The sequence below is a fragment of the Paraburkholderia fynbosensis genome, from assembly GCF_902859935.1.
Classification (GTDB): Bacteria; Pseudomonadota; Gammaproteobacteria; order Burkholderiales; family Burkholderiaceae; genus Paraburkholderia; species Paraburkholderia fynbosensis.
In genome coordinates, this window is record NZ_CADIKI010000036.1 from 38,558 (window position 1) to 52,192 (window position 13,635).

Here is a 13,635-nt window from a genome sequence, read left to right on the forward strand (position 1 = left end):
ATTAGCTTGGTCAATCGTAAGCGGTCCATCTTCGACGTCTATCGGCTGGCGGCATGAGCGAGGAGCATAGGTGTCCACCTACGCTGACCCTTCTCCCTAGCACACAACTTACGCCTCAGAGCACCCCTGAGTGGCGTCGTTCGTGGACCGCATACAATTGAACCTCCAGTTCGTCTTCGACAGACTGGACCGACTGGACCATCTCCGCTTGCGCCCCCTGCATTCCGCGATCTGCGAACAAAAGCCTACTTCCTCTGTTGCGGCAACGCGTGCACGCGATTCCTCCAAGGTTGTTTGATCAAGCGTGTATCTATCTCCTAATGTTGTAGATCGCAGTCGGCAAGCGGCGGCGGAGCACCGCCGGGTCCACTATGCGGAACGACATATTTCTACGTATCCGAGTTCCGCGCTCTGCCGCTTGTGGCTGGGGGTTTTCACGAACAGCAGCGTGGAAAGTGGGTAAATAGGGCGCGATGGCCAGCAAAGCAATACCCGTGAATCTATCGACCAAGCCGTTAGGTTGCATCTGAATTTGGCCCGTTCTCAATTGGTCGGGGGGAGGGTAACTTGTATCCAACGAGCAATGTGATAAAGGAATAAAGGTGCGCATTTCACGAGCCAACAGCATCGGCGACCTCAAACGAATGGCGAGGCAATACCTACCTAACATCGCGTTCAATTTCATTGAGGGAGGAGTTGAGGACGAAGCGTGCCTTACGCGGAACCCCCACGCGTTCGGCGAATACCTGTTCCTTCCGAACTACCTGGTCGACGTCTCGGGCCGGAGTCAAAAGACCGAACTGCTCGGGCGGGCCTATGACAGCCCGGTCGGAATAGCACCAACAGGCGGAGCAGGTATGTGGAGGCGAGGCGCGGACTTGATGCTCGCACAGGCTGCCGCCACTGCAAACGTCCCGTTCATACTTTCTTGCGCGAGCATTTCTTCGGTTGAGTCGGTTGTTGGCATAGCAGGAAAAAACGTCTGGTTTCAAAGCTATGCGACAAAGGATCCAGCCATCGGAGAATCACTGCTCGTGACGGCGCAAGCCTCCGGCGTAGAAACTTTGGTTGTTACCATTGATGTTCCGGTTACGGGGAAGCGCGAGCGCAATCTGCGAAATGGATTCACCCGGCCGCTTAAATTGACTCCGTCGATTGTTCTCGATGGATTGCTTCATCCGCGTTGGTTGGCGAAGTATCTGGCAAATGGCGCAAAGATGCCAATGATGGAGAACTGGGCCGATTTTCTTCCTGCGGGTGCATCTGCAGACGAGGTACTGGCATTCTACGGAAAGCAAACTCCGTCCGACAGCCAGTCTTGGGAGAAACTCGAGCGAATCCGTGACCGCTGGAAGGGGAAATTGATATTGAAGGGTGTCCTTTCCCCGAATGATGCAGAGCGAGCATTTGCGACCGGAGTTGATGGTTTGATTCTTTCGAACCATGGGGGGCGTCAATTCGATGTCGCTCCTCCGCCCATCTCTATCTTGCCTTTGGTTCGAAGAGCAGTCGGACCAAATAGGCTTGTCATGATCGACAGCGGCATACAGCGCGGCACCGATATCTTGAAAGCGATCGCCTTGGGCGCGGATTTCGCATTCGTGGGGCGGGCCACCTTGTACGGCGTAATCGCGGGCGGATCGGCTGGCGCACTGCGAGCACTGGACATCTTGAGGGGCGAGATTGCCACGAACATGGGGATACTGGGGTGTAACAAGATTTACGAGGTTAGGGAGAAAGCGATGGTCTCCCGCGCCGGCGAGACTCTGGGTGCGAGTAGCTCATCCAGAGCCGAGATCGCGTCGGAAACCAATCGGATCTTGTCTTTGAACACACGTTGATTGCGACGGCCTAATCGCGTCGCGTTCTTATGTCAAACAATTAAAAAGATATCTTAGGAGATAGCCATGAACACACTTCTCGAAGCTGATTCGGGAAATCCTGCGGATGATCCGCGTGCATTTCGACGCGCGCTCGGCCAGTTCGCCACTGGGATCGTTGTCGTTACGGCAGATACCGAAATGGGGCGCGTCGGAAACACGGTGAATTCGTTCGCTTCCGTTTCGCTTGACCCTCCATTGATCGTTTGGTCCTTGAATCGCACCTCCCGAAGCTTCAACGCATTCAACGGCGCGAAGCGGTTCTCCGTCAATGTTCTCGGAATGGACCAGGTGAAAGTATCACAGGTGTTTTCAAGCCCAGATACAGACAAGTTCGCTTCCGTCTCGTGGAAAGCTGGGAAGAATGGGGCGCCTGTCTTGGACAACTCGATTGCAGTCTTCGAGTGCGATACCGAAGTGATCCACGATTGTGGCGATCACATCATCCTTGTCGGCCGCGTCAGTTATTTCGCGCGTTTTGAGGGAAAGCCGCTTCTTTACGTGCAAGGGGCGTATGGGGCTGCTACGGCACATCCGCAAATGAAGCGTGTTCGGGAGGCCGGTTCTCAAACTGCTGAAGAGGTCACACCTCAATCTCTGGCTGCGCTGATCTTCAAAGCGCACTACGCGTTTTCCACGCGATTTGAGGAGCATCGTCGGAAAGCTGGGCTGACAGTGTGCCAAGCGCGAGTCCTCACCGCGCTGAGTGCTGGCTGTGCGACCACCGCCGAAAACATTATCCGAGAAATGTACCTTCCGCGACCGGACGCGCTTGATGCTTTGTCCGAGTTGCAAGAAAGAGGCTATCTCCTTCAAGGGAATGGCGCTTCTTACTCGCTCTCGGATACTGGAATTGAGCTCAACACAACACTTCAGTCAACCCTCGTCGAGTTCGAGGCGGCTGAAATGGAAGGCGTGCACGACGACGACCTTCGGGTGGTCAAAGACGTCCTGCAGCACGTGGTGAATCGCAGTTTGAGCAACCAGGCCGAAGATGCTACGGAGGTGAATTCATATGTATGAGTATCGACTTGCCGAAGCTTGGGCAAAGCTTCCCGAGGGGATCAAATTTGGAGAGGTTGGCGGCGTCGCTGTGGATAGCCGTGACCGAGTATTTGTTTTCAACCGAGGCGAGCACCCGATCATCGTTTTCGAGCAGAGCGGTGAGTTCGTTACGAGCTGGGGACACGGTGTTTTTACCCGTCCTCACGGCATCGACATCGGTCCGGACGACTCTGTCTACTGTACTGACGAGGGTGATCATACCGTTCGGAAGTTTTCTCCCGAGGGACGGTTGCTTCTCGAGATCGGTACACCAAATCAGCCCGCCCCGTTCCTGAGCGGACAGCCATTTCATCGCTGCACGCACACGGCCCTTGCACCTGATGGACGGATTTACGTTTCAGATGGTTACGGTAATGCACAAGTGCATATGTATTCCCCGGATGGCAAGCTTTTGCATACTTGGGGCGGTCCGGGTACCGATCCCGGAAAGTTCAACGTCCCGCACAACATATGCTGCGACCGCGACGGATGGGTCTACGTGGCCGATCGCGAGAACCACCGGGTCCAGGTTTTCGACGGGGCCGGAAAATACGAGACGCAGTGGAACAATCTCCATCGGCCATGCGCTCTCTGCACAGACAAGAGCAGTAGGCGTGCTTTCTATGTCGGCGAAGCTGCGACCTCGCTGAAAGTCAACCGACTTTTCCCGAACATAGGTCCCCGCGTCAGCATTCTGAACAGGGAAGGTCAGCTGATGGCGAGATACGGCGCTGACAGACCCGGCCTCAACGATGACCAATTCATCGCGCCCCATGGGATTGCGGTTGATTCGAAAGGGGATCTCTACGTTGGGGAGGTTTCGTACACCGCATGGCAACAGATGTATCCCGGCGAAGAGATGCCTGCTGACGTTCGAACCTTCCGAAAGCTCGTCCGGGTCGACCGGCAGAGCTGACCTCTACGAACTTTACGTCTCAATCCAAATTTTGAAAGAGCTACGTCATGATGCATTTATTTAGTTTCCTTACGCATAGTCCCATCAACCATGCAAATCTCAGCTGGGCGGATCCACGCGATGAGCGGTTGGAGGGCATGAAGAGTTTCAAGTACTGGCAAGATCTCGCTCGCACGCTTGAGCGCGGCAAGTTCGACGGTGTTTTCTTCGCCGACACAATGGGTGGGTTTGATCAGTACAAGCAGCGAACCGACGAGGCGGTGAAGTATGGGGTGTGGTGGCCCATTCATGATCCTGCGCCAGTCCTTGCTGCAATGGGTGCCGCAACGAGTCACCTCGGCCTCGGGTTCACGCTTTCAACGACGGCAGTTCATCCCTATCAAGCGGTTCGTACCATCTCGACTCTCGATTATCTGACCGGCGGCCGTGTTGCGTGGAATATCGTAACCGGCGCGTCGCGCGGTGAGCATCGTGCGCTCGGGCACGAGCAGATGGATCACGACGAACGGTACGACCGCGCCGATGAATTTCTCGAGATCTGCGAAGCGTATTGGTCAGGTGTCGATCCGACGGCGATTTTGGCAGATCGCAAGAACCTGATCCTCGCGGATCCGGAGAAAGTGAGCCGAGTTGAGCATAACGGGAAGTACTTTCGTACCAGTGCAGTGCCGCCGACGTTTCCGTCACCACAGGGACGCCCTGTAATCTTTCAGGCCGGCAGCTCCGGGCGGGGCCAATCGTTCGCAATGAAGCACGCTGACGTGGTTTTCGCGGTCCAGCCTCACGCTCAAGGTGCAAAGAAGCTGATGGGTGATCTCAATGCAGCGGCGCGTGCGGCAGGACGGGACGGCTGTAACGTGTTGTTCGGCGTGCAGGTCATTCTTGGTGGCACGGAGGAGGAGGCTCGCCGAAACCAGAAAGAGCTCGTCGAACGCATTCCGCTTGAAGCTGCATTGAGCCGCGTGTCCGGCGTTATGGGCATAGACTTCGATACGCTGGATCTCGACAAGCCGCTAGAGCAGATGGACACGCAAGCTGCTCGTGGGCTGATGGCGGCCGCGCTGGCAACCGGCAGCTCTGCTCAGATTACTGGTCGGGAAGCAGCTTTGCTGTGGGGCGCCTCGGCCGGGAATCCGCAGATTGTGGGAACACCAGAGCAGGTCGCTGACAAGTTGGAGGCGTACTGGCGCGATACGGGATGTAGCGGATTCAATATCACGCCGTCCATCACGCCGAGCGGCATTGAAGACTTTGTAGATCACGTGGTGCCGATTCTCCAGGAGCGGAAGGTATTTCGTCGGGAGTACGAGGGCAATACCCTACGCGAGAATCTTCTTTCGAAGGCGTAAATATACCTCAGCCGCTGGAGGTCTCCGATGTGGAGAAGTCGTTGCATGAGCTCGCGCAATGTAAAGGCGGAGGGGTCGCTCCTGTCCGACTTCCACAGCCTCGCAGGCTCACCGACTGTCATTTCCACATCTTCAGCCCGGCGGCAAAATTCCGTACTCACCTGAGAGACGGCTTACGCGACGCGTATTGCGACGACTTCGAACGTTCTGCGACGCATAGAGATAGAGCGCGCCGTGCTTGTCCAGCCGAGCGTCTATGTGTTCGACAATTGCCTCGGTGTTGTTGAGGTTGTCTGACACGGGGCGCTGTTGGGTCAACGTATCTGCTCCTTATCGTTGATCTTCTTTGCGCTTAGCGTTCGAAGGTTTGGCGCCTTCGGTTCGAGCGATACTTGAGGCGCGTCGATCGGCTTTTATGAGGAAACTACTGGCCGGGCGCTAGCCGCGCCAGCGTCGTCCCAGAGCTGCTCGACTCGCTGCACGTCTGATTGCCCGAGGCGGGCGACCGGAAGTAGATTCTGGTCGACAATCTAGAGGTTTTGTATGGCTTTTGAAGGAACTGAGTATGGGGCGCAAGGATATCTCGGTAGTCTTTCTTGACGCGGGCACATTGCAGGTCGAACTGGATTTACGTCGTCTTCCAGTGTCATATTGTGCGTATGAATCACACTGAACCGGTCGAAGTGCTCGAGCGTATCTCTGCGGCGGACATTGTCATAACAAATAAGGTGGCAATCCGCAGTGCAACGCTAGATGCGTGCCGCAACCTGAAATTAATCGTAGTAGCCGCGACTGGCACCGACAACGTGGACGTCCAATACGCGAGAGACAGCGGGGTAGCGGTCGAGAATGCACCTGACTACGGGAGTGTGTCCGTCGCAGAGTACGTTATCGCTATGCTTTTCGCGCTCCGACGGCAAATAATCGAATATTCAACCGCGTCCCGTGACGGTCGATGGTCGGGATCGAAGAGGTTCTGTTGGATGGGGCCGGAAATAAGGGATGTTTCCGGATCGCGCTTCGGCATTGTCGGGAGAGGGCGAATAGGCGATGCCGTCGCGAGTATGGCTCGAGGCATTGGGATGGATGTTGTCTTCGCGCAGACGCAAGGGTCATTCTGCAGAAACTATGAGGTCCCTCTTGACGAGCTTCTGGCGGCTTCAGATGCCATTTCGCTCCATTTGCCGCTTACAGAAGAGACGCACCACTTGATAGGTGCCCGCGCCTTGGGGCTGATGAAGCCCGATGCAGTTTTGATCAACACGGGTAGAGGTGCACTTGTAGACGGCGCAACATTGGTAACCAGTTTGCGCGGGCGGCGAATTGGAGGTGCAGCGCTCGACGTCCTCGACATCGAGCCCCCCTCCCCTTGACCACCCACTGCTGGATCTGCAAGTTCCACGTTTGCTTTTGACGCCGCACGTAGCTTGGGCGAGCAGGCAAGCGCAGACTAAACTCGCCAATCGCATACAAGCATGTATCGCTAACCAAACGAGAACTCAGTTTCCGATGTGATATCCACCCCCGTGTACCGTCCGACGCGAGTACGTCGGATTTTCTAAAAATAGCGATAAATAAATATTTGGAGGAAGACATGACTGCATACAACGCCGTTGGCGAGCCAACGGCTCTGAATAAGTTCGCTCGCTCAGAGGTACTGGAAGGGGCCGCTCGAAAGTCGTTCTGGCGCCTTTTGCCCATTATCTTCCTGTGCTACGTCATAATGAACGTCGATCGGGTGAACGTCGGCTTTGCAGCTCTTGAGATGAACAAAGCGCTTGGATTTTCGCCTCAGGTGTTTGGGCTGGGTGCCGGCTTGTTCTTTATTGGCTACGCATTGTTCGAGGTTCCTAGCAACATGATCTTGCACCGGGTGGGTGTCAAGATCTGGATCGCTAGAATTATGATCACTTGGGGTCTTATTTCCGCTGCGACCGCATTTGTATCGGGGGCAACTCAGTTTTACATCATCCGAGTTCTGCTCGGGATTGCCGAGGCGGGGTTCGTGCCCGGAATGATGCTCTACTTCACCTACTGGTTCCCGGCCAACATGCGAGCCCGTGTAGTCGCATGCATGGTCATTGGCTCTCCGGTTGGCTCGATCATCATGTCGCCATTGTCTGGTTGGTTACTCGGTGCGAACTGGTTGGGACTGGCCGGTTGGCAGTGGATGTTCATTCTCGAGGCGATGCCCGCCGTATTGCTTGGCTTGGCGGTGTTTTTTGTTTTGCCTCGTGACCCATCTTCAGCGGTGTGGTTGACCGAAGAACAGAAGCGAGCGTTGAAAGACGCACTTGCTGAGGAAAAGCTCGCCTTGGGCGAGTCGGTTAAGCATTCGTTTTGGGAGGGTATTTCCGATCCGAGGGTAATCGTATTTATCCTGGCCAATCTACTGTGGACATCCGGCTTCTATGGGTCATCAATCTGGTTGCCCTTGATCATCAAGTCGTTCGGATTCTCCAACATCCAGGTCGGATTTCTTAACGTTTTGCCAGCTGTCGCTTCGGTCGTCGCCATGATTATATGGTCGTGGAATTCGGACAGGACAGGAGAACGTCTGTGGCATCTAGCGGTCGGCGCTCTCCTGGGGGGAGGCGGACTCGCAGTTAGTGCTTATTTTGTGACTCAACCGGTAGTCTCCCTGCTCGCCATCTTGGTTGCAACCTTCGGCATGTTCGGATGGGCAGCGGTGTTCTGGACCGTCCCTCAAACGTTCTTGTCAGGCCGTGCGGCCGCAAGCGGTCTGGCCGTAATCTCGGCTCTGGGGAGTCTTGGCGGCTTCTTCGGTCCCAATCTCGTCGGGGGGCTGAAATCCATTCTTGGAAGTTTCCAATATTCGCTGTTTGCCTTGGCACTTTGTCTAATCCTCGCGGCAATTGTGGTCTTGGTATTCGGAGCGGTCTATCGAGAAGACATCCGAAAAGCAAGAGCTGCAGCGACGAGTAAGCTTGTCGGCTAGCACGCTTGCGGCCGGTTGTCCCCCGAATGGTCGCCGACTCTGATGACGGCCGAACCGACTGGCGACCCCGAAGTAAGGGGTACCTTGGACGGGTGGGCCGGCGCCATTGGCAACCCGGTACCCGAGACGGTCACGATCAAGCGAAGGCTTCGAATCGGAGGCAGCGCGTTCGTCGAGCACGTGCATCCATCCGGGATGGCGGGGATGTCGGTCGTTTCCAAGTTACCGCTGCAGATTTTCTCGAAGGCCGTGCTTGGATTCAGCGCGAAGGTGACGACAGACTTGGTGCGGGGAATTTCAGGGCGTTGTTCGAATCTTTGGAGCGTAACCAGATTTCGAGTGGCGTGCTGGAGGTTTGATCTTTGTCATACGGGGCGCGCTCAGCGATAAGCCCTGTCATCGTTCCCTTAGAACCTATTTAGACTCGAGAGGCACACGGAACGTCGTGAGTAGCTGGCCCATGCGCAAGCGTGGGCCGGTCTTATGTATCGCAGCGACGATCGCTATGTCGACTGCGGCAGGACAGTTCACACCTTTCGTCCTGCAAAAACTAGGACATGCGGGTCTCCTGCCGGGGCTCTGTCTGAAAAACCGTGGACCCATACTACCTGCGGCGCAACAGGCGTGCCTGGCGGGGCGTGAATCCATTCGCTGGGCGCTAGCGTCCCCGCTTCGCTGCGGGACATCAGCGTGGCCTTCTTCCCGCTCCTCAAACGCATCAGCACGCCGGCCATCCATCGGAGGGATATCGGCCACGCCACCCAGGGAAAACTCCGAATGGCTTCTCGGCGTTCTCAGAATATGATTGCTTCGGTATGGCGATACAATATTCGCTATAGCGAATATGGTGGAATGAAGTTCGGTGCGAACCTCTCGGCGCCTCTCGTCGTGACCTTGACTGATCAGGATTTTTTTAGTGCCGTCTTCGGTGGTCCGAGAAAGAAAGGAGTTGGTTTAACACTCAGCCTTGTGTCAGCAGTATTGACCGAACGGGTCGGCAAGAAGGCTGACTCGCAGCCAGTGTCGTTCGGGGGGCTGGAAATAATGTGTGTCGCACAGGAACTTCTGACGCAAAGTGAAATAAGTAGTGCGAATCAAGAAAGGCGATTGAAGGGTGCGAATAGGGAAGGAGTCACCTATGGCCTACACCACAAGTGATGGATCTGATGCAGCTGTGAATTGGTCGGTTGGACGAAAACGATCGATCTCTTAATGAGATAAAAAACGTCGGTATTTCAATTGATAGTGGTTAATTGCTCACGTTATGTTGGCTGCCGATAAGCAGAAACAAAAAAGATATAAGAATTTCAACAGTAGTTAGGAGAAGGTATGCGCAATTCTTGTTGGAGAAATTCTTCGAAAAGTTTGCTTGTTGCCGGTGCCGGTGCGCTGATATCGGTTTCTGGAGCCTCTTACGCCCAATCTAGCGTGACGCTCTACGGGGTGGTAGACGTCGCGGTGACGAATCGTACTGGCGTGCCCGGAGGCAGCCAAGTCTTGATGACTGAAGGTGTTCTCCAAGGTAGTCGGTGGGGACTTCGTGGAACTGAGGACCTTGGAGACGGCTGGAAGGCACTCTTTCAATTAGAGAATGGATTTCAGGTTTATAACGGACAGTTCGATCAACAGGGACAATTGTTTGGTCGACAGGCATGGGTAGGTCTTTCCAAGTATTTCGCGAATACAACGAATACGGTCAGCTTCGGACGACAGTACACGATCCCGTTCGTGATGTTGTATAACTTCGATCCCCTCGGCTGGGCTGGCAACATCCAGATGGCTTGGCCGAATCTGATGCAAGGTTGCCGATTCGACAACACCATGCAGTATCACTTCCAGTCCGGACAGCTTGACGCAATGCTTCAATACTCTCTCGGTGGACAGCCGGGAAGTATGTCGAAGGGTTCGACATTTGCTGCGGGATCAACTTACAAGTTTGGACAGGTTATGGCGGGCTTCTCTGTGCAGCAGTCAAGAGACGCAGAAAATCGCATGATGCGGTTTGGCGCCGTGGGTGCGAATGTGGGTATTGGGAGCGCGAACATTTACGCCCTTTACCAGCTTGGCCTCCGGGATCCAAATTTTACGCCCGGCGCAGCGGGAACCACTACGCCACTAGCTAATACAAGCTTGCTTTCGAACGCTGGGAACCCCACTACAAGGCGCGATTCGGTTTTTGACGTGGGCGTTGGATATCAAATCACACCGGCGTTGCGTACGACGGTGGCAGTAATGTACGACAGTGTGAGCGGGATTGCTGGGAAGACGGGTGGGGATACGACAGTCTATGCTCTTGCGGACTATCTTTTGTCGAAGCGTACGGACGTATATGCCGGGGCAGACTACACGCGCCTGACTGGAGCTGAGGTAGGGAATCCATATGCAATCGGAGGAAACTTCCAAGGCGCGCACTCGCGGACGGAAATTAGTGCTGGTCTCAGAACTCGGTTCTAGAGGCAAGGCGGTCTGAGAGAGCGGGAGGAAGATGCTGTGTAGATTTATTCACGGAGCGCTTCTTCCCGTCCACGGAAGCGTCCGAAGCCAGTATTTCAGATTTGAATCCACGAGCTTGTCATTACTGGTGTGACTGGTAAATAATAGGAAAGGAGACAACGTGAGCTTACAGATTTCCGAGCTTGAGCATCCTTCCGCGAGGCGGAAGTTCATCACGACGGCGGCTGCTGCGTCGGCCGGGCTAATCTTGACGAGGAGCGGCAGCGCGGTAGCTCAAGCTACTACCATTCCGCAGTTCGACGCCATAAAGGGCGGCTATCCGTACACGGTCCTCGCCGAGGGCGTGGCATTTCCCGAAGGCCCCATCGTGATGAAAGATGGGTCATTGCTTTTTGTCGAGATTTTCGGGGGGCGTCTGTCGCGGTTGCTTCCGAACAAAAAGGTTGTTACCGTTGCCAACCTTGGTGGCGGTCCGAACGGAGCTGCAATGGGGCCGGATGGTGCAGTGTATGTCGCCAACAACGGTGGCATACGCGCATATCCGAATGCGTTGGTTCCGGATGGCTGGAATGGAGGCTGGATCGACAGGGTTGATCCGGAGACCGGAAAATTCGAACGACTCGTCGATACTGTTAGCGGCGTCAAGTTGAACGCTCCGAACGACCTCGTCTTTGACGGAAAAGGCGGCTTCTGGTTTACCGACCTTGGCCGGAAGCATGAGCGATTCATGGACTATGGTGCGGTCTATTACACCGACCTGACCGGCAAGAAGACGACTGAGATGGTCTACGGAATTCCCCAGGCCAACGGAATTGGACTGTCGCCGGATGGTTCGCTCCTATACGTCGCGGTTCCGGTCACACGGCAGATTCTCGTCTACGAAGTCGAGGGTCCGGCTAGATTGAAGCAGAAGAACGGAAAGCCGCTCACCAGAGTGTTGTGCAGTATCGAAGGTGATGGAATCTTCGACTCTCTGAAAGTGGAGCAAAGCGGCAATGTGGTCGTTGCATGGAAGGGAGCCGATCCGGGCGGATTGGTTGTCGTTACGCCGAAGGGCGAAACCAAAAACGTAGTCTTCGGCGCGCCAATCTCCAATATTGCATTTGGCGGTCCAGACATGCAGACGATGTATATCGCTGCGGGTTCGGACTCCAACGGTAAAATTCTGATGGCAAGGTGGCCACGTCCCGGGCTCAAGTTGGCATATAACTTCTGACGTCTGTTGATGGCTCTCTGTTTCGACTGAGAGTTCTCAGTTGAAGGGGGGCGATACCGTGGGCATATAGGTGCTGTGGAAGGGCGGCCAACACGGCACTCAGTGGCTAGGCAATATCGGATATTACCTAGCCACCTCAATCGTCGTCGCCGGTCTATGACAAACGATTCATTGCGTCCTGCGGTGTCCCTTGGCCTTCGCGCGAGATACATCTCGTGCATACCACATTAGCCGCTCTTAGAAGCGTTAACAAAATGAGTTTTTCAGTTTTCGCCAGCAGATAAGGCAGCAGGCGATTTTCATGAAGGCTTCGTGGATGAATGCGAGACGTTCGAGGCGGATGCGTAGTCGCCGAAAGTTATGGAGCCATGAAATGGTGCGCTCGACAACCCAGCGTGTTTTGCCCAGTCCGCTTCCGTGTGGATCGCCTCGTCGGGCGATTTCAGTCACGATGCCGACTGCGTGTAGCGGACGGCGGTATTTGTCGTGATCGTAGCCCCGGTCGCCCTGAACAATGCGGGGCTTCGAAAGCGGTCTGCCGCGCTTGCCAGCAATGGGCGGGATGGCCTCAACCAGTGGGTGAAACTGGGTAACATCGTTGCGGTTGGCACCCGTGAGGATTACCGCAAGCGGAATGCCCTGCGCTTCGGTGATGAGATGGTGCTTTGAACCGGGTCGCGCGCGGTCCGTGGGATTCGGTCTCGTTTTTGACCTGCGCCCACCGCACGGATCGAGGAGGAATCGACGACGACACGGGACCAGTCAATCTGGTCAGCCGCGCGCAGCTTTGCGAGCAGGACTTCATGCAGTCGGTCCCAGACGCCGGCAGCCTGCCAGTCTCGCAGACGACGCCAGCAACTCATGCCGCTGCCGCAGCCCATCTCGCGCGGCAGCAGGTCCCAGCGCAGGCCCGTCTGCAGGATGAACAGGATGCCCGTGAGCAGCGCACGATCATCAAGCGGCTTGCGCCCTGGATAACGGCTTCGCCTCGGTTTGGGAGGGGGCAGCAACGGTTCGATAAGTGCCCAAAGTTCGTCGTGGAGTATGGGTTTGGCCATGTCCTTTTCGTCGTCGAAACAATGAAAAGGTTAACAGGATTCATCGAGAGTAAACAGCCCCTTTGGTCATTTTGTTAAGGGTTCTAAGTCTCTATCGTTGTCGCTGCGGAAAGTAGGAATGCGCTCGCCTTGCCGTATGCCCTAAAGGCTACACTTTGGCGCCTTCATTGAAGGCGCTTTAGCGGCCTTTTCATCTGAATGACGGTCGAATCCACGGTCGCGACGATTTTCAGCGTACCGGAGCACTGTACCGGGCCAATAGGCTTGCCGACGTGCCATGTTGGTTGACGCCGCTCAGGAGCGTCATGTGCCGGAAATGAAGGCCATTGTTCTCATATTCGTCGCATAAGTTCCCTTGGATGGGACAACAGTCGTTGCGTACCGTGAAGGCTCCGATCGAAGGCCGGACCCAGCATCGCGCGTTGCACGTCAGCCCGGTAGAGCGCGAAGCCACTTTCGCGAATTCTGAAAATAAAAGGGTCGCTAATAGCCGGCCATATGCGAGCGTCACATAATATAAGATACCAATGAATCGACCCCGGATGAAATCGGATACGCTTTGATTCCCGGTGATATGGAGGAAACAGACCTAATTTTGTCACGATTTCGTCTTTTCCAACGAGCTCGATCGCACTTTAAATTAAAGCGGGGCGGTTTCAAGAGTGAAGCGCAACAGCGGGTTTAATGTTTAGAGCCTTGAGGTTGACTTGCTGAGGCAAGGGTCGCGGCGAAGACCTCGAATGGCGAATGGAAGGCATG

The 13,635-nt window shown here is 55.2% G+C and carries 11 protein-coding genes; 9 read left to right on the forward strand and 2 right to left on the reverse strand.

Features of this window, described 5'->3' with window-relative positions; all coding sequences use genetic code 11:
- Positions 1-602 precede the first annotated feature (602 nt).
- The 4 genes from HV770_RS36000 (at position 603) to HV770_RS36015 (ending at position 5,189) form a co-directional block, all read left to right on the forward strand.
- Complete coding sequence (locus HV770_RS36000) at positions 603-1,841, forward strand: alpha-hydroxy acid oxidase (RefSeq protein WP_175166194.1); 1,239 nt, start codon at positions 603-605, stop codon at positions 1,839-1,841.
- Between the two features lie 66 nt (positions 1,842-1,907).
- A complete protein-coding gene (locus tag HV770_RS36005; protein ID WP_175166195.1) occupies positions 1,908-2,903 on the forward strand; it encodes a flavin reductase family protein in 996 nt (331 codons plus the stop codon).
- Positions 2,896-3,840: a peptidyl-alpha-hydroxyglycine alpha-amidating lyase family protein gene (locus tag HV770_RS36010; protein ID WP_175166196.1), complete on the forward strand. Its 945-nt coding sequence runs from the start codon at positions 2,896-2,898 to the stop codon at positions 3,838-3,840. The genes HV770_RS36005 and HV770_RS36010 overlap by 8 nt, the downstream gene beginning before the upstream one ends.
- 47 nt (positions 3,841-3,887) lie before the next feature.
- Positions 3,888-5,189 carry an NtaA/DmoA family FMN-dependent monooxygenase gene (locus HV770_RS36015; RefSeq protein ID WP_175166197.1) on the forward strand — a complete coding sequence of 434 codons (1,302 nt, stop codon included), beginning with the start codon at positions 3,888-3,890 and terminating at the stop codon, positions 5,187-5,189.
- 132 nt (positions 5,190-5,321) lie between these two features.
- On the opposite strand, the gene HV770_RS38325 is transcribed toward HV770_RS36015, so the two are convergent.
- Positions 5,322-5,507, reverse strand: a complete 186-nt coding sequence (locus HV770_RS38325) for a hypothetical protein (RefSeq protein WP_217468697.1) — start codon at positions 5,505-5,507, stop codon at positions 5,322-5,324.
- A gap of 341 nt (positions 5,508-5,848) precedes the next feature.
- Between HV770_RS38325 and HV770_RS39980 the strand changes: the two genes are divergently transcribed.
- The 5 genes from HV770_RS39980 (at position 5,849) to HV770_RS36040 (ending at position 11,818) form a co-directional block, all read left to right on the forward strand.
- A complete protein-coding gene (locus HV770_RS39980) occupies positions 5,849-6,562 on the forward strand; it encodes an NAD(P)-dependent oxidoreductase (RefSeq protein WP_175166198.1) in 714 nt (237 codons plus the stop codon).
- 221 nt (positions 6,563-6,783) lie between these two features.
- The gene (locus HV770_RS36025; RefSeq protein WP_175166199.1) at positions 6,784-8,148 is read left to right on the forward strand and encodes an MFS transporter; all 1,365 of its coding nucleotides are present in this window, start codon (positions 6,784-6,786) and stop codon (positions 8,146-8,148) included.
- Between the two features lie 690 nt (positions 8,149-8,838).
- Positions 8,839-9,306: a hypothetical protein gene (locus HV770_RS36030; RefSeq protein WP_175166200.1), complete on the forward strand. Its 468-nt coding sequence runs from the start codon at positions 8,839-8,841 to the stop codon at positions 9,304-9,306.
- 171 nt (positions 9,307-9,477) lie between these two features.
- Positions 9,478-10,602 carry a porin gene (locus HV770_RS36035; protein WP_175166201.1) on the forward strand — a complete coding sequence of 375 codons (1,125 nt, stop codon included), beginning with the start codon at positions 9,478-9,480 and terminating at the stop codon, positions 10,600-10,602.
- A gap of 160 nt (positions 10,603-10,762) precedes the next feature.
- Positions 10,763-11,818, forward strand: a complete 1,056-nt coding sequence (locus tag HV770_RS36040; protein ID WP_175166202.1) for an SMP-30/gluconolactonase/LRE family protein — start codon at positions 10,763-10,765, stop codon at positions 11,816-11,818.
- A 246-nt stretch (positions 11,819-12,064) separates the two neighbouring features.
- Here the strand turns inward: HV770_RS36040 and HV770_RS36045 are convergent.
- A protein-coding gene (locus tag HV770_RS36045) for an IS5 family transposase (protein ID WP_175166203.1) occupies positions 12,065-12,876 on the reverse strand; the annotation gives its coding sequence in 2 pieces (ribosomal slippage) (positions 12,065-12,519 and positions 12,519-12,876; 813 coding nt in all).
- Between the last annotated feature and the right edge of the window lie 759 nt (positions 12,877-13,635).